Below are 16,135 nucleotides of genomic sequence, written 5' to 3'. Positions count from 1 at the left end.
TGCAAGAGGTTTTATCTAACAAAGCACAGAGAAATATTATGGGGCTGTCATTCCCATTTCGATCCATACTTCTATCAAATCTCGTATAACTGCTGTAACCATCTCAAAAAATTGGCTGATTGGGGATGGGATTGATTAAGTATTCTTTGTTTGACTGCATCGTGAAGTTGTTTCCCCGGCGGATCTTGCCAAGCTAAATAGGTATGAATATTAGCCTTATCTAGATGATAATCCCTATAGGTTGCCCCTTGTTGTTTTGCCTCTATCACCTTGTTTTGTGTATATTGCCAAAGATTATTATCGGGAACTAAATAGGCTAAAAAAGTCTCTAACATCCCTCTAGATTGATTATCGGGCATCATCCACACACCGAATTTTAACCCCGATTCTAGAGTTATAATTAATCCCTCTGCTGGTAAATTTTGAGGTAAATTAGGGATATTTGGTAAACAGGCATTATATAAACTTTGCCAACGATTATCAGGTTCTTCGTCTGCATCCATAATAATTCCTAAATGAGTTAGTCCGTTAGGAGTTTTTAGTTGTGCAGAGATGTATTTAGGTTTTAGTAAATTTTCAACACCATCACAATTTATGATATTCAATGGTTCTTCCCCTCTATTCCAAGTAACTCCATTTGCTGCCATTAATTGGGGAATAACTCTCAATTCCTCCGCACCTTCCACTAATAACTTTTTTGTCTCTATTTTAGGCATTGTTACCGCACCTCAAGATTACTTGTAGCGGCAATAACAATTTCTTCTGGATCAAAGATTACAGATTGGCTTTTTTCCCTATCTATCCTTTGAATAGTAATCTCGTTATCGGTAATTTTTTCTTCGGTAATTAATTCGCCTAAACTTTGCCAACAATCGCGGCTGTGAGTGGTGGCAAATACCTGAATATTGAGTTTTTTTGCGGTTTCCCAGACTACTTTCCACATATCAGTCATGACAGTAAAATGCAATCCGCTATCAATTTCATCAACTAATAAAATTCCATTTTCAAGATTAACCATCGCTAAAACTAATCCTAACATTCGCCAAAATCCATCACCTAAACTGCCAATAGGTATAGGTTGATCATGATTTTTAATTTTGATTAAAAACCCACCTCTAACACCTAGGTTATTTGAAGTTGAATACTTGCCAGAACCAATACTAGCTATCCTTTCAATTTTTGGCTCAATAATTTTCAAAGATTCAATAATTAAATCTTCTAAAGGAGAGAGAACAATGTTGTCAAAAAGTGCTGCCATATCAGAACTTGTTAGAGAAAATGGTGTTAAGAACTTCAATTCAATTTTATTATCAATACCTATTTTATGGGAAATTCTGCTTAAACTAGCCATTCTTCTTGTGGAATCTCTGGCAAGAGTACCGTTGGCAAGAAGTTCCAGTTCAATAGGTTTTTGTGATTGACTCCATCTAATACTTAAAAGAAGTTTATTCCATTCCTCATCGTCGAAAATATTATCATTATTTAAATCATCATTTTTGTCTGAAAATGGAGATAGTTGTATAGGAATACTTTTAACAGAAATAGTAACACTTTCCTGATGTGATTCCCTAGAACCAATGATGATAATTTCCTGACTTGGGAGGATTTCATGCCCAGGAAATAAATGACAAATTTCAAAAACTTTAGTGCGACCAGCTAACTTATTTTCCAACCAAGCGAACTCGCCTCTATAGCTAATAGTTTCAAGAAATATATCTAGATTATTTTGAACATATAAAAACTGAATCGCTTCTAAAATAGAAGTTTTGCCGCTATTATTTTTACCCACTAAGAGATTAATTTGACCAAGATTGGTCATCTCAAAATTTTGAAAACCGCGAAAGCCTTCAATTTTTAGGGATTGTAACATGAGTGATTACCCCAGATTTTTAGTTATTAAATCTAGTTTATCTCAACCCCAGTAGCCAAGACCACCGACGAGACTAGATAGCGCAGACTCACCTTACCATATCGTCAGGTATTATTTTTAATGGAAATGGGTTTATCGGTGTTTCTGATGTGACAACTCCCGAACCCACATCAACTTTAGGCCTCCTGTCTCTAGGAATACTCGGTGCTGGTGCAACCATAAAACGCCAAGTAAAACGCAATCATTCTATCGAAAAAGAAACCACAAAAATAGGTTAAATCGCCCGTTAACTGGTGTTATCGCTCTTCGATCGCTTTGCGTTCGCCGAAAAAAGTACAAGGGTTTTGAGTCTCTCGGAGCGATTTCTCAACGTTTGTTCCTGGCACTTTTTTGGAAAAAAAGCTCAAAACCCTTTTCTAGCAGAGCTTACATTTGTATTCAGCAAGCTCTAATTAAACGATTGACCGAATATTAAAATAAATCCCCATGGGAACCAGAGCGCACTAAAAAAAGATGGGTGTCTGTGATTTTATAAATTAAAAGCCAGTCTGGTTCTAGGTGACAATCCCTATATCCATTCCAGTTTCCCATCAAAGCGTGATCTTTGTATTTAGGTTCTAGTTCTTGCTTTTGAAGTAATTTATCAATGACATTTTTCAGTTTGGTCATATCTTTTCCCCGTTTTTGCAGTCGTTTAATATCTTTCTTAAAGCGATTTTCAAAAATGGGTAATAACATTAAATTCCTAGCTGCTGATACAGTTCAACTTGATCTTGGCAAACAGTTAAGTTTTTTTGCTCTTCAATATTCTGAATAGCTTGTTGAGTTTTTTCGTTAAAATCACTTATGGTATAAGTCCCTTCTGCAATTCGTCGTTCTTTTTCCGCTTCTTCTAAAAATTCAGCTAGGTGTTTTTTTAGATAGGTTGCCAGGCTATCTTGTTGTTCTTCAGAAAGCAGTGCAATTTGCTCGAAAGTTTCTTGAATTAATTTAGTCATCTGTATTGTACTCCGAAGTTCGGTTTTTGAGGAAAAAAATCAAGATAAGTAGGTAGGCGTTAAAAATTATCAGACACCCCCGTTATCAAGGGTAGGGTTGATTCATGAATCAACCCTACCTTATCAAGGGGATATCCCCCCGCCTATCGGCACCCCCCTTATCAAGGGGGGCAGGGGGGATCGAACCTAAAATCCATTTTTAATTTAATTATAACCAGCTACTTATAAATACTGCCCTAACACACCAAAAAAAAGTTTTTGATGTGTTACCCTTGCTCAACCCACTACTTATAACAAAGCCATTTCTCCCACCACTTCCAAGCGGGTATAACTGCCGATTTTGAGGAATTTTTCCGAGAGAGATTCGGCCACATTGGGAGTAATCCAGCCTAACTGTTTAAGAATTTGCAAAGCGGCCGCATATTTAGCCCGTTTGGAACCATCTAGGGCTTTAATTGCTAATCCTAAACCTTCGCCGACGCGCCCGATACATTGAATCCCTTCGGCCCCGGCTTTACTGACGATTTCCCCTTGGCTAATCTGCATTAATTCCGTATCAAAAGCCCCTTCTCCTGCTACCATGCGGGGATGATAGGTCATAGCTCGGACGATTCTTTCTAAGTCTAAACGGTTGCCAGAGGCTAACTGGGCGTAGAGATGGGCCATTTGCCCCAACTGCATTGAATAGGTGGGCGCACCGCAGTCATCGTGGGCGCTGATTAATTCATCTCCCGGCATTCCCAATAATTCGGCAATTTTGCTTAAAATTAGCTTCTGTATCGGACTAGAACGCCGCAGATAGGTATTTAACGGCCAGCCGCGCTGTTGACACACTGCTAACATCCCGGCGTGTTTACCAGAACAATTGTACTGCAAGCGACTGGGTTTACCGGACGGGAGGGGACATTGCAGGGCATTGGGATCGATATCGGCGCGCCAGAGAATATTAAAGACTTGACGGGCGTGTTCCACTGTGCCTTGGTGAGAACTACAGATAATGGCTAGATCCTTATCGTTGAGATCGTAGCGTTCGAGGGTGCCGGTACTGATGACAGCCAGTGCTTGAAAAGGTTTCAGGGCCGAACGAATAAAGGCGCTAGTTTCGGCGCTGCCGGCGGTGGATAATACCCGGCCGCGGTCATCGCAAATAGCGGCCTCGACATTATGGACCGATTCAATGATACCTTCCCGGAGGAGATGAATTTCTAAGCGGTGGGTTGGTGAACGTTTTACCCTATTCATTCAGATTGGTTGCGGTTAGTGAGTGAAAAATAGCCAGAAAAGACCACTGATAGCGATAATTGCCCCTAGAATCAGGGCGGTTTTTTGTAAACGCTGGAGAATGGGCTGGATTTGATAGGAGACGATTAAACGATCGCGGGTTAAAATAGCGGCGGTTTTTGTCCAGATTTGGCCATCATACCAGCCGGACTCCTCATAAAATACTTTCTCTGATTGCAAGCGGTCATAGACGTAGATCCAGCCTAGATACAAGCGCAATAACACCAATCCTACCAAAATTGTCGAGCCAAAAATCCCCGCACAGAAGAAGAGAAAAGGGGCTTTTTTGAGGGGAAAACTAGCAGCGGCAATCGGTCCGACAATTAACCATGTCCATAACCATAACCAGAGAATTTTTTTTGTATAAGAGGCTACATCTAGCGTCGCCCAACGGAAAAACCAAGATTCTTTTAATTGTTCGTACTCGTTAACCGGTTGCTGTTCTTCCGGGACGGGACAGAAATCAAGGGAGGATTTCATGGATTCTACTCCTCTAAATGGTCGCTAGGCAGAGGAATACGTTGGGCATGACCCCAAAAAGCTTCTAAATTATAAAATTCTCGCTCTTTTGGTAAAAAGATATGGACAATGATATCGCCATAATCCATCAGGATCCAGCTACCTTCGCTTTTTCCTTCCACTTGTCGGGGGGATTGTTGCCATTCTAGTTCCATGGCACCTTCGATCGCATCCTCGATCGCTCGCACTTGAGTGGTAGAATAGCCGGTAATAATCAGAAAATAATCGGTCAAATAACAGATATCGGCGACCTTCAGGATGGCGATGTCCCCCGCTTTCTTGTCCTCGGCAGCGGTAACAATTGTCTCCAGAAATTTTTCGGTCTTGAGATTTTCGGCGACAGGGGTAATAATTCCAGTGGGATTGGTCATTCAGGTTGTGGTTATCCTTTGACTGAGGTGGTTGTAAGCGAGTCTTGAGATTATGTTAATCAATGGGTTTAGTTTTTGTTGGTTGTTCTTTAACAATTTGTAACGCCCAGTTGCGGGTTAGCACGGTGCGGGGATGAATGGGACAATGGCTACTTAAAAGATATTTTAGGGAATAATCGCAGGTTTGTTGAACGCTTTTATGGAGATTTTGATAGCTGAGTTGTCGTAGGGCGTTTAATTCGGGTGTATCGCCGCGATTGGGTTCCAAGGCATCGGCAATAAAGACTATACAGCTAAGATCGCTCATATTGGGTTTACCGAGGGTATGATTGCGAATTGCTTCGAGAATTTCCTCATCGGTAACGTTAAATTCTTTTTGGGCGACAATTGCACTCACGTCGGCGTGGAGTAAGTGGGGATGGGATAAACAGATATTATCCACCTCTATTCCCGCCGATTCTGCCATTTTTAGCAGTTTTTTGGGCTTGAAAAATTTAGCGAGATCGTGTAGCAGCCCCGCTTGCCCTGCTTGGACGGGATCGAGATCGTGATGACGAGCTAAATCAATACACATGGTCTCTACACCGAGAATATGTCGCAGACGGTGTTCGTTGACGTTTTCTTTTAACCAGTCGATAACTTGCTGTCGCATCTTTTTTTGCCCTTGTGGAACCCCAGAACGATTGTAACAATTACTATACAATTTTGCCTATCGCTCCCGGGTTCGATCTTTACCAATCATCCTCGCGACTAGCTTCTAAAACTTCTTCTTGCTGCCAATCATCCTGAAAAGGTTGTACCACTTTACCGATCGCATCGGCCACAAAAGACTTAATAAATTCTTCCTTGCGACTAAGTTGAAATTGTCTTTGCACCACTTCCGTCATACCACCATCACCCCAGTCTTGATCGTGACGGAAGTATTCGATAAAACTTTTGCCAGCAATGCGGGTTAAATAGGCAGCACTGACCCCTTGAATTGCCTTACCGACTATATAGGTAGTAAAATTTAATTGTAGGATTCTGGCTAATAATTCTACCGCTCCTTTTACCACTCCTAAACTAACTAGAGTTTTGCCCAAAGATAGAGCCAATTCCTTGCCTCGATCGCTGTTAATTTCACAGCCATAAACTTGACCAATTTCTCTGACCATTTGAGCATTAACCGCCGCCGTTGCTAACAGATCGAACACTGGTAAGGGAGTCACTGCAATCACTCCCGCACCGATCCACTGATAGCGATCGATAATTTTATCAGCTTGGCGACGACGTTGGCGATCAATAATTTTCCTAGCTTCTTCTCCTAATCTTTGGGATTGTAAGAGGATATTATCCGCCACTAAATCCTCCCCTTCGGCCCGTAAAACTGAAGCCAAACGTTTAATTAAAGCTAAAATATCTGGTTCTGGTGTGATGATTTGTCCACCAGTTAACTGTACTGGTTGGGGATTAGCGGCAACGGCAATAATATCGGCGGAAAGGATCACTCCTTTTAGTCGTTCTCGTAATTGTTTTAAAATAATGTCTCGATCTTCATCGCTATAGAGATCGATTTTATTAAAGACTAAGAGAGAACGTTTACCAATATCAATTAAACGCAATAAAGGGCTGTATTCCGATTGTCGAATATCGTTATCAATGACAAATAAAAGTAAATCTGCTTCCGTGGCTAATTGTCGCGCTAACTGTTCCCTTTGACCTCCGGCTGCACCAATTTCGAGAATGCCGGGGGTATCGGTAATTTGAATTTCCCGATTCACACCTTTCATTTTTAAATTATAGGTTTCCCCTTTTTCCGTGGTTCCCATGGTTGCCTCCACATTGCCCACCATTTGACCGATGAGGGCGTTAATTAGGGAGGTTTTTCCCGCCGATCCTGTGCCGAAAACAATGATTTTAACTTCTTTTCTAACTAAACTTCGCTCAATTTCTTGGGAACGCTTAATAAAAACCTGTTGGGTTACTTTATCTTGAATTTGCTCCACTTGTTGCCGGATAGCTTTTAAGGTTTCCCCGGCGGCCTCGGTTTTTTCTACTGGTAATTTTAGGGGTGGACGGGAGGAAGAACGCAACCCGCGGCGACTTTTTTGCTGCTGGGGCAGCAGATAAAAGTAGTACAAAAGAATGTAGATCAGCAAGCCCAGCAGTCCGATAATCAGTAAAAGCAGAATATTGGCTAAGATAGGAGCGGTAAAGGCGATCTGGATGTAAAGACGATAGATAGAGTTGACTAACCACAACATTAATCCGAAAATAAAGCTCAGACCAATGATTAAAGCGGCAAGACGGGGTAATTTCATCAGCTTTAACGGTAGGGGATTGCTTAATCTTGATCTTAGTTCTTTGCCGGCCGATTGTCGGGAACTAGAATAGACTATTATCTATGAAGTAGGGAGGCACAATTATTTATAGGAGCAGTAGCGTAACCCATGCGAGCGTTGGGTTTCATGCTTCAACCCAACCTACGTCCTCCACCTACCTACTCCCTATCTACCCACTTCATAATTCATAATTCATAATTCATAATTCATAATTCCCTCTCCCCACTTCCCCACTTCCCCACTCCCCCACTTCCCCACTCCCCCACTTCCCCACCTCCTTCGGGCCAGAAAAGGGGTAAGATAATAAGTTTAGTGATAAGATGACCGAATTGTAAGCGGGGACTTGATATGGCAGAAACCCTATTATTTAATGCTTTGCGACAGGCGATCGATGAGGAAATGGGCCGCGACCAGACAGTATTTGTTTTAGGTGAAGATGTGGGTCATTACGGTGGTTCCTACAAAGTTACCAAAGATCTCTACAAAAAATATGGCGATTTAAGGGTTTTAGATACCCCCATCGCTGAAAATAGTTTTACGGGCATGGCAGTGGGGGCAGCCATGACGGGATTGCGTCCGATTATTGAAGGCATGAATATGGGTTTTCTTCTGCTTGCCTTTAACCAAATTGCCAACAATGCCGGGATGTTACGTTATACTTCCGGCGGTAATTTTAAAATCCCCATGGTTATCCGCGGTCCGGGGGGTGTGGGGAGACAATTAGGTGCGGAACATTCCCAACGTTTAGAGGCCTATTTTCACGCGGTACCCGGCCTAAAAATTGTCGCTTGTTCCACTCCCTACAATGCCAAAGGTTTATTAAAATCGGCGATTAGAGATAATAACCCCGTGCTTTTCTTTGAACACGTTCTTCTCTATAATCTCAAGGAAAATTTACCTGATAGCGAGTATCTTTTACCCCTCGATAAGGCGGAAATCGTTCGCAAGGGAGAAGATATAACTATTCTCACCTATTCGCGGATGCGTCATCACTGTTTACAGGCATTAAAACAGTTAGAAAAAGATGGCTATGATCCAGAAATTATCGATTTAATTTCCCTGAAACCCTTTGATATGGAGACGATTGCCGCTTCGATTCGCAAGACTCATAGGGTGATTATCGTGGAAGAATGTATGAAAACGGCGGGAATTGCTTCTGAGTTAATTGCTTTAATTAACGAGCAGTTATTCGATGAATTAGATGCCCCTGTGTTAAGATTATCTTCCCAAGATATACCCACACCTTATAACGGTAATCTAGAAAGATTGACGATTATCCAACCTAATCAAATTGTCGAAGCTGTCCAAAAAATGGTCGGCGATCGCATTTAAAAAATTCTCCTTTTGATACTGAAGTTATGCAGAGACAAAATTGGTTATTGTTACTGATCATCGGCCTAGTTGTTGCCTCGATCTTTATCCTGATTAAGTTACCCCTACAATTAGGTTTAGACCTGCGCGGTGGTAGTCAATTAACCATTCAGGTTAAACCCACTGAAACCGTGACAACCATTCAACCTAATGATTTAAAAGCCGTACAAAATGTGATTGAAAATCGCGTTAATGCCCTCGGTGTTTCTGAATCATTAGTGCAGACTGTGGACAGTAAAAATCAGGTAATCGTGCAACTACCCGGTGTCACAGATCCCAAAGAAGCTGAGAGAAACTTAAATGTTCAGGCCCAATTAGAATTTCGTCAGCAAAAACAAGGTACAGAAGGAGAATTTCGGGCTGAATATTCAATTTTTCAACAAAAAAAAGTGGAATTAGCCGCCCTTAAAGCCGAGAATAAACCCGAAAATGCCGCTAAAATTGCCGAACTAGAACAATCTCTCCAGAAATCTAAAGAGGCAATTTTAAATTTATTTGAATCGGTGGACTTAACCGGAAAAAATCTGCAAAATGCCACTATTAGTTCCACCCAAGGCACTAACTGGGAAGTGGCCATTACTTTCGATTCGGAAGGGGGCAGTAAATTTGCCGAACTGACTAAAGCGATCGCAGGTACTGGTCGCAGTATTGGGATTTTCCTCGATAATGAATTAATTAGCGCCCCTGTGGTTGATGTGCAGTTTGCCCAAACGGGAATTACAGGAGGCCGGGCCGTGATTACCGGTAATTTTACCGCCGAAACTGCCAACGATCTAGCGATTCAATTGCGCGGTGGTTCTCTACCTTTCCCCGTTAAAGTGGAAGAAATTCGCACCGTCGGGGCAACTTTAGGCCAGGATAGCATCCGTCGCAGTATCTACGCTGGTTTAGTGGGTTTACTGTTAGTTTTAATCTTCATGGCGGTTTATTACCGTTTACCCGGTATTATTGCCGATGTTTCCCTGATTATCTATACTATTCTCTCTCTGGGGGCTTTTGCCTTAGTGGGAGTCACCATGACGTTACCCGGTATTGCTGGATTTATCCTCAGTATCGGCATGGCAGTTGATGCAAATGTACTAATTTTTGAGCGTACCCGGGAGGAATTAAGGGCCGGAAAATCCCTATTTCGGGCAGTAGAGTCGGGATTTTATCGGGCTTTTTCCAGTATTCTTGATAGTAATGTCACTACTTTAATCGCCTGTGCTGCCTTATTTTGGTTGGGTTCAGGATTAGTCAAAGGTTTTGCTTTAACTTTAGCCATTGGGGTAGCTGTGAGTATGTTTACCGCTTTAACCTGTAGTCGCACTCTCCTGTTAATCACCGTGTTAAACGTCCCCAGCGTCCGTCAAAAACCCGAACTTTTCTGCCCTAATTTACCGGCAAATCAGTAGGGTGGGTTAGGCGACGACAAGTTATGCTGTTAACCAATAATTTCATATTCGCCGTAACCCACCGATTGCCACTCCCTACTCCCCAAATTCCTTTTTCCTTTTTACTTTTTTACTTAATCGATATGGCATTTAACGTTACAAAACAGCGTAATTTTTGGTGGACAGTCTCGGCCTTGCTGACAATTGGTAGTATTTTGGCCATGGTGATTTCTTGGTTCACTATTCAAGCGCCTTTGCGACCGAGTTTAGATTTTGTTGGTGGTACGAGAATTCAGATAGAATTAGCCTGTGCCAAAAAGAATAACTGTGAGAAACCCTTAACTACTGCCGAAGTGCAAGTGATTTTAGACGAGGAGGGATTGGGTAACAGTAGTGTGCAGGTGTTGGATAAATATACTTTATCGGTGCGGACGAAAACCCTCGTAGAAGAACAGAGAACAAAATTACTCGACACCTTAAACCAGAAAATCGGTGCCTTTGACCCCGAAACCAGTCAAATCGATACGGTCGGTCCCACCATCGGTCAAGAATTATTTAGGTCGGGATTTTTAGCTTTATTAGTGTCATTTTTTGGCATTGCTGTCTATCTAAGCTTTCGTTTTCAACGGGATTACGCTTTTTTTGCCATTGTCGCCCTGCTGCACGACGTTTTGATCACTGTAGGGGTCTTTGCGGTTTTAGGCTTAATTGCGGGGGTAGAAGTGGATAGTTTATTTTTGGTTTCCCTCTTGACAATTGTGGGTTTTTCTGTTAATGACACAGTGGTAATTTATGATCGCGTCCGGGAAAATTTTGTCAATACCCCCGAATTATCCGTGGATGAAATTGTCGATAATGCGGTGAGTCAAACCCTAAGTCGTTCAATTAATACCACCCTGACCACTTTATTGCCTCTGGTGGCGATTTTTCTCTTTGGTGGCAGTACCTTAAAATATTTCGCCCTAGCTTTAATTATTGGCTTTGTAGCGGGGGCCTATTCGAGTATTTTTATCGCTAGTACCCTACTAGCTTGGTGGCGCGGTCGTTCCCATCGAAGCAAGGCTGTGCAAGCTTAAAAATGGCTTTTAGTTGTCAGCTAAATTTTTTGGCCAATTTCGTCAAATATCGGTTTTAATATATTTGCCTCGTTCTTCAACCTCGGACTTTAAATGATCAGCTTTCCTTCGTCAAGCTTTCCAGTTGATGCACTTCATTTTTTATTGGCATTTCGCTTTTCCCAGTGACGATATTGATTAACTAATCTAGCCCTGTTGATATGTGGATATAGTATCATAAAAATCAATAAAAAACTTGTCAAAGCTAATGCTAATAGGACATAAGGATTAAACCATCCAACCACTGAACCAGCACCAATAGCAATACCTAATCCTATCGTTAACAGGATAAAGATGTAGCCTTTGTCAATTTGCTTATTCTTGAATTTTGATTCTGTTGAATAAAGCAATATACTTGTAATTGAAGCGATAATAGTACCTTTGGCGAATCCTATAGCTCCTTCATCAAAATTAGACGCTGCTACAATCATAACTAAAGTATAAAGTTCTCCTAGTAACCCTCCTATAAATGGAAATATACCTACCTCCAGAAAAAGCCAGCCGAATGTTAGTAATACAAGAATTATTACATGACGATAACCCACAAGCAAGTAAATCCATAAAGGAATTTCTTGGTTACTGATGAAAACCATAAAAGACACAATAACAACGATAATAACGATAATATAAGTTAACCAAAAGACAAAATACGATAGAAATGGCAAGAAAAATAATTTTGATTTCCAAGTTTTAAATAATGGCAAGAAGGCTCCAATACTACCTGATGTAAAAGCAATAGCATAAATGTTAATTACATCTATGTCAGATTTGAATGGAATCAATAATTCTTCAGATGTAATAGTTTTCAGAATGTCATTCGCAAGTGGAACTTTTACACAAAATACAAACCAAAGTAACACTGAAGCTAAAAGTAAATAAGGAGGATGTTTTACTTTTTCAATAGGTAGAGGAGCAGTATTAACAATAAGCTTTAACTTCTTAGATTTTTGGTCAGTATTACTGATTAAAATAAGCTCACGTTCATATATTTTATCTGCCATCAAATGGCTAGTATCAACAGTAACACTAAATTCATGATGATTTCCTTCAAAAGCATCAGGTGTAATTGTAATCCAAGGATGACTATTTCTTGAATCAACGTCATTTTCATGAGATCCAATTGACCACTCTCCTTGTAAAATAGTGTCAGGGATTTCATTAATTACTGTAATGGATGACGTAATATTCTCATTTATTTCGTTGGCGGTTAACTCTAATTCTGATGCACTAAGCTGGACTATTGGAGAGCGAATTAAGTAGAGTGGTTTCAATGCTTCTAATGCTTCTTGAGCATTTTGAAAGCGTTTTTTCACGTTTCGCTCTACCATTTTTTCTAGCCAGCTAATAAACTGTAAACTCAATTTGGGAACGAGATGTTTAAAGCGAATTTTGCAGTCATTATATTGATCTTGTAATTCACTAATTTTATCAGACGTTATGCCCGTTACTAAGCAAATTAAAGTTAAGCCTAATCCATATAAATCAGAGGCTTTTGTTAATCTTTTTCTTAAAAATTGCTCCGGTGCTATAAAAATGGGCGTACCTGCAAAAATACTGCTATTATTTACCTCTCTATTGCCCATCTCTGCCAAGCCAAAATCAATCAAATAAACTTTTAATTGATCATCTAGCAAAATATTATCTGGTTTAATATCTCGATGATAAATTGGTTCAGGGTATCCTGTTTTGTCCTGTAAATAAATTAATATATTTAACAATTGTATAGCTATTTTTTTGATTTGTTCTGGATTATAACTACGAGGATTAGATAGGGGTTGAGCATTTTTAAATTCTTGGACTAAACACAATCCATTCCCTGAGTCAAAATGGTCGAGATAACGAGGAATTTGTGGATGATTTAATTGTTTTAAAACATCAATCTCTCGCTCAATTGCCCTATATTCTGTCCAATTTGCGTTGGAAGTACAAAATCTAAATTGTTTGATAACAACGGGAGTCTGAGTGCTAGTCATTATAGCTTGGTAGGTAATTCTTCCTCCTAAACTATTTATTCCTAACTCTCTGACAACTTGATAGCCATAGTCCTGAAAATTCGGCAAGTTGGTATGATAATAGTTGTTTTCCATAGCTTGATGACCTCTTGGTTATTGGTGTTAAGTTTAGTACATATTGTTGCTGTATTTAGTGATTATTCGAGTATAATAAATAGGCGGAAATAGCAATAGTATTAACAAAGGAATACCAGTCATTAGCAAAGTTGTTAGAATATAAACATTATGCCAACCAATTTGTGAGCCAATACCTGAAGCAATAGCAAATCCAATTGTTAGATATAAATATAGAAGAATTACTATTTTGTTGGTGTAACCTTTTTTTGCAAAGCTGAGATTAACCATTGGAAGTAAGAAAAATTTTGATATTTTTGATATTAAAGGTGACAAATGAAAGGATAGAAAAAACATAAAAGCAGGAAATGAAAATCCCAACAATATTACAATTATAAGAAATAGAAGAAAACCATAGCCAAAAAACAACCCTTGTGCGGGTTTACAATACTCATCAAGTGACTTAAAAAAGTTAATCATAAGCTCAGGCAATATAAAATAGCTGGAACAACCGACTATCCCACTTATCATCCCACTTGCCCATATATTATCTTCTTTATGGCTGTCATTAGAATTTTGATTAGTATTTTTGTCGGTTTTTTTATACGAAGAAATAGCCACACATATACAGGCTATAAAACCAAGAATTTGAAGAAATAAAACTTCTGGAAATATGGGAGTATAGCAAATAGTATCAAATACTAAAGGGATACGAGAAAAAGCCCTCAATAAATTTAGTATATTTATCATCAAATAAGGCAAGAATAATACTATTATAGTTCCCAATGTTCCTGCTATCCACATTATTAAACTGAGACTAATTACCACCAGACAATAATCCATTCCAAGAACGGCTAATGCTGCTAAAATTGTAATGCTCAACTGAAGGATAAGATTGTCCTGTATCCAAACAAATTTAGAGCCAATTGTAAAAATAAGATAGATTCCAGCTAAAAGTAAATAGGGAGGTAATATAGGCCTTGGCAGTGGGGCAGTTTTGATACTAATATTAAATGGTGTATTATTTTGACGAGCATTGCTTTCAAAAATAATTTCACGCTGATAAACCTTATTAGCGGTTAACTTACTGGTATCTATTGTCAAAGTACATGAGGTTTGATTACTCTTAAACCTTTTCGGATAAATAGTTAACCAATCATGACGATTAATGCGGTGAGATTCATTTTGCCGATAAGATATAATCGAACCTTCTAAAACTGTCTCAGGAATTGGATTATTAATTTTAATATTTTTTCTTATTTTTTCTCCTAAGTGCCCAGCTTCACAGGTAAAACTACTTTGACTCAAGTGAAGCTCGGGAATCCGAATTAACTCCAAGGGAAGAAGCGCATTTAAAGCTTCTTGTGCGTTAGGAAATCTTTGATCTGGGTTAAGTCTTACAAGCTTATCTAGCCACTCAATAAAAGAGAAAGCTAGATGAGAGACACGAGTTTTAAAATTTATCTGAAAATTATAATCTACTATATCCACAAAATCTTTAGATTGAATCTTGCACAACAGACAAATTAAGGTAGCACCTAATCCATATAAATCCGTTGCTTCGGTGAGAGGAAGATTATTTACTTGTTCAGGAGACATAAAACCAGGAGTTCCTAAAGCAATACTGCTTAATGCCGTTGCCTCTCCTTCTCCAATTTTGGCAAATCCAAAATCAATTAAATAGACATTTAAGTTATCGTCAACTAGGATATTTTCGGGCTTAATATCTCGATGAATAATCGGAGGAAGTAAACTCTGAAGATAGACAAGAATCTCTAAAAGTTGAATAGCAACACTTTTAATCTCTTCTGGTGTAAAATCATTATTTTCTGATAGAGTTTGTGCATCAATAAATTCTTGGACGATACAAAAACTAGCAAATTCAGTCTTGAAGTCATCTAAATAACTAGGAATTTTCGGATGATGGAAACTCCGCAAAGTTTGAATCTCCCTCTCAATTTGTCTCTCTCCATCAAGAGTGCTACTTCCTCCTACCCACTGAAATTGCTTAATCACCACAATTTGCCGAGTATTAATACTTAATGCTTTGTATGATACTCTGCCAGCAGAAGGGTTGCGACCAAGTTGCTCAATCACTTGGTAGCCATGCGCGGTAAAGTCAGGATACTGCGGTTCAGACATAAGGTGAATAATAACTCTACTTTAAGAACTTTAGCTCAATCATAACTAATAGATCAGTGGATTTATGACACTTGCCCCTAAGTACAGTTGGCTAAAACCCCGCGCACTTGTCGAGAATGCCTCTACTTTCTCAGGAGAAATTCTGTCTAAGCAAGTAATCTCGGTGAACCAAGAATCCCCAAGACTTTAGGCTGGGGAGTGTTAAAAAATTGTTATGGCTAGGGGAGCTTTAAGATTGCTTCGAGGGCTTTGGTGATACAATGAGCCGTTAACTAGCTATCTCTCGGTGGCATGGAGAGCCAAATTGTCAGGAGGTCGAAGCGTGAAAACTCGGTTGCGTTGGTTTTGGGTGGCTTTAGGGGCATTTCTTGCCATTATTGGCGAGGAATTCTTGAGAAAGCTGCTGGCACTCTCTCTCTGTGGCGTTTTTCTGTTGAGTTACTGTCTGCCTGATGCTAAATATAGCGCTTCTGTCGTGGCTCAAACTCCACAACCGGCTATTGGGCAATCTCAAACAGAGCAGAAAATTGAGGCTCTTCGGGAATTGTTATGCAAATAATTAACTTTAAATAAAATTCGATGAGAGCAACTACGCTCAAAAGTAGCTGAAATTCATACAGGAAAGGACTTAAGGCACAAATAGGTTAATACCAAAAGATAGACAATTGAGTTAAGATTTGATATAATAGCCAAAAACGAGATTATTTT

Annotated in this window: 16 protein-coding genes; 5 read left to right on the top strand and 11 right to left on the bottom strand. The window is 39.7% G+C overall.

The annotated features are described in order from the left end of the window. Positions 1–74: 74 nt before the first annotated feature. On the bottom strand, positions 75–716 hold the full coding sequence (locus IM515_RS18320; RefSeq protein WP_287627833.1) for a DUF3226 domain-containing protein: 642 nt from the start codon (positions 714–716) through the stop codon (positions 75–77). A gap of 2 nt (positions 717–718) precedes the next feature. Next, positions 719–1,870, bottom strand: a complete 1,152-nt coding sequence (locus IM515_RS18315; protein WP_287627831.1) for an AAA family ATPase — start codon at positions 1,868–1,870, stop codon at positions 719–721. A gap of 149 nt (positions 1,871–2,019) precedes the next feature. On the opposite strand from IM515_RS18315, the gene IM515_RS18310 reads away from it, so the two are divergent. Next, positions 2,020–2,148: a PEP-CTERM sorting domain-containing protein gene (locus IM515_RS18310; RefSeq protein ID WP_002771433.1), complete on the top strand. Its 129-nt coding sequence runs from the start codon at positions 2,020–2,022 to the stop codon at positions 2,146–2,148. Positions 2,149–2,341: 193 nt separating this feature from the next. Here the strand turns inward: IM515_RS18310 and IM515_RS18305 are convergent, their stop codons facing one another. The 7 genes from IM515_RS18305 to IM515_RS18275 form a co-directional block, all read right to left on the bottom strand. Continuing rightward, a complete protein-coding gene (locus tag IM515_RS18305; protein ID WP_002763162.1) occupies positions 2,342–2,608 on the bottom strand; it encodes a type II toxin-antitoxin system YafQ family toxin in 267 nt (88 codons plus the stop codon). Next, positions 2,608–2,868 carry a hypothetical protein gene (locus IM515_RS18300; RefSeq protein WP_002763159.1) on the bottom strand — a complete coding sequence of 87 codons (261 nt, stop codon included), beginning with the start codon at positions 2,866–2,868 and terminating at the stop codon, positions 2,608–2,610. The genes IM515_RS18305 and IM515_RS18300 overlap by 1 nt, the downstream gene beginning before the upstream one ends. Positions 2,869–3,156: 288 nt before the next feature. Then, a complete protein-coding gene (locus tag IM515_RS18295; protein ID WP_287627828.1) occupies positions 3,157–4,110 on the bottom strand; it encodes an asparaginase in 954 nt (317 codons plus the stop codon). 15 nt (positions 4,111–4,125) lie between these two features. Continuing rightward, entirely contained in the window at positions 4,126–4,629 is a 504-nt protein-coding gene (locus IM515_RS18290; protein ID WP_002771421.1) for a CGLD27 family protein, read from the bottom strand. A 5-nt stretch (positions 4,630–4,634) separates the two neighbouring features. Beyond that, a complete protein-coding gene (gene rsfS / locus IM515_RS18285; protein ID WP_002771419.1) occupies positions 4,635–5,039 on the bottom strand; it encodes a ribosome silencing factor in 405 nt (134 codons plus the stop codon). A gap of 55 nt (positions 5,040–5,094) precedes the next feature. After that, positions 5,095–5,691: a bis(5'-nucleosyl)-tetraphosphatase (symmetrical) YqeK gene (gene yqeK, locus IM515_RS18280; protein ID WP_287627826.1), complete on the bottom strand. Its 597-nt coding sequence runs from the start codon at positions 5,689–5,691 to the stop codon at positions 5,095–5,097. 79 nt (positions 5,692–5,770) lie between these two features. Further along, positions 5,771–7,339: a YcjF family protein gene (locus IM515_RS18275; protein WP_287627824.1), complete on the bottom strand. Its 1,569-nt coding sequence runs from the start codon at positions 7,337–7,339 to the stop codon at positions 5,771–5,773. A 369-nt stretch (positions 7,340–7,708) separates the two neighbouring features. On the opposite strand from IM515_RS18275, the gene IM515_RS18270 reads away from it, so the two are divergent. The 3 genes from IM515_RS18270 (at position 7,709) to secF (ending at position 11,180) form a co-directional block, all read left to right on the top strand. Continuing rightward, positions 7,709–8,692 carry an alpha-ketoacid dehydrogenase subunit beta gene (locus tag IM515_RS18270; RefSeq protein WP_002742584.1) on the top strand — a complete coding sequence of 328 codons (984 nt, stop codon included), beginning with the start codon at positions 7,709–7,711 and terminating at the stop codon, positions 8,690–8,692. Between the two features lie 26 nt (positions 8,693–8,718). Continuing rightward, positions 8,719–10,125, top strand: a complete 1,407-nt coding sequence (gene secD / locus IM515_RS18265) for a protein translocase subunit SecD (protein ID WP_287627823.1) — start codon at positions 8,719–8,721, stop codon at positions 10,123–10,125. A gap of 122 nt (positions 10,126–10,247) precedes the next feature. Further along, positions 10,248–11,180: a protein translocase subunit SecF gene (gene secF / locus IM515_RS18260; RefSeq protein WP_287627822.1), complete on the top strand. Its 933-nt coding sequence runs from the start codon at positions 10,248–10,250 to the stop codon at positions 11,178–11,180. A gap of 134 nt (positions 11,181–11,314) precedes the next feature. Here secF and IM515_RS18255 read toward each other — a convergent pair whose 3' ends face one another. Together IM515_RS18255 and IM515_RS18250 are read right to left on the bottom strand one after the other, a co-directional pair. Beyond that, positions 11,315–13,306, bottom strand: a complete 1,992-nt coding sequence (locus tag IM515_RS18255) for a serine/threonine protein kinase (protein WP_287627821.1) — start codon at positions 13,304–13,306, stop codon at positions 11,315–11,317. 33 nt (positions 13,307–13,339) lie between these two features. Continuing rightward, positions 13,340–15,427: a serine/threonine protein kinase gene (locus IM515_RS18250; RefSeq protein ID WP_287627820.1), complete on the bottom strand. Its 2,088-nt coding sequence runs from the start codon at positions 15,425–15,427 to the stop codon at positions 13,340–13,342. Positions 15,428–15,749: 322 nt separating this feature from the next. On the opposite strand from IM515_RS18250, the gene IM515_RS18245 reads away from it, so the two are divergent. Continuing rightward, complete coding sequence (locus IM515_RS18245; protein WP_287627819.1) at positions 15,750–15,986, top strand: hypothetical protein; 237 nt, start codon at positions 15,750–15,752, stop codon at positions 15,984–15,986. Positions 15,987–16,135 lie beyond the last annotated feature (149 nt).

The sequence above is a fragment of the Microcystis sp. M44BS1 genome (assembly GCF_020244875.1).
Lineage (GTDB): Bacteria > Cyanobacteriota > Cyanobacteriia > Cyanobacteriales > Microcystaceae > Microcystis > Microcystis panniformis.
This window is presented reverse-complemented; position numbering and strand designations above follow the sequence as displayed.

Bases quoted from the DNA above. Each gene is read 5' to 3' on its own strand.
- IM515_RS18320 (WP_287627833.1), bottom strand. From the start codon at position 716: ATGCCTAAAATAGAGACAAAAAAGTTATTAGTGGAAGGTGCGGAGGAA.
- secD (WP_287627823.1), top strand. From the start codon at position 8,719: ATGCAGAGACAAAATTGGTTATTGTTACTGATCATCGGCCTAGTTGTT.
- IM515_RS18275 (WP_287627824.1), bottom strand. From the start codon at position 7,339: ATGAAATTACCCCGTCTTGCCGCTTTAATCATTGGTCTGAGCTTTATT.
- IM515_RS18315 (WP_287627831.1), bottom strand. From the start codon at position 1,870: ATGTTACAATCCCTAAAAATTGAAGGCTTTCGCGGTTTTCAAAATTTT.
- IM515_RS18290 (WP_002771421.1), bottom strand. From the start codon at position 4,629: ATGAAATCCTCCCTTGATTTCTGTCCCGTCCCGGAAGAACAGCAACCG.
- IM515_RS18255 (WP_287627821.1), bottom strand. From the start codon at position 13,306: ATGGAAAACAACTATTATCATACCAACTTGCCGAATTTTCAGGACTAT.
- IM515_RS18250 (WP_287627820.1), bottom strand. From the start codon at position 15,427: ATGTCTGAACCGCAGTATCCTGACTTTACCGCGCATGGCTACCAAGTG.
- IM515_RS18300 (WP_002763159.1), bottom strand. From the start codon at position 2,868: ATGACTAAATTAATTCAAGAAACTTTCGAGCAAATTGCACTGCTTTCT.
- yqeK (WP_287627826.1), bottom strand. From the start codon at position 5,691: ATGCGACAGCAAGTTATCGACTGGTTAAAAGAAAACGTCAACGAACAC.
- IM515_RS18305 (WP_002763162.1), bottom strand. From the start codon at position 2,608: ATGTTATTACCCATTTTTGAAAATCGCTTTAAGAAAGATATTAAACGA.
- IM515_RS18270 (WP_002742584.1), top strand. From the start codon at position 7,709: ATGGCAGAAACCCTATTATTTAATGCTTTGCGACAGGCGATCGATGAG.
- IM515_RS18295 (WP_287627828.1), bottom strand. From the start codon at position 4,110: ATGAATAGGGTAAAACGTTCACCAACCCACCGCTTAGAAATTCATCTC.
- secF (WP_287627822.1), top strand. From the start codon at position 10,248: ATGGCATTTAACGTTACAAAACAGCGTAATTTTTGGTGGACAGTCTCG.
- rsfS (WP_002771419.1), bottom strand. From the start codon at position 5,039: ATGACCAATCCCACTGGAATTATTACCCCTGTCGCCGAAAATCTCAAG.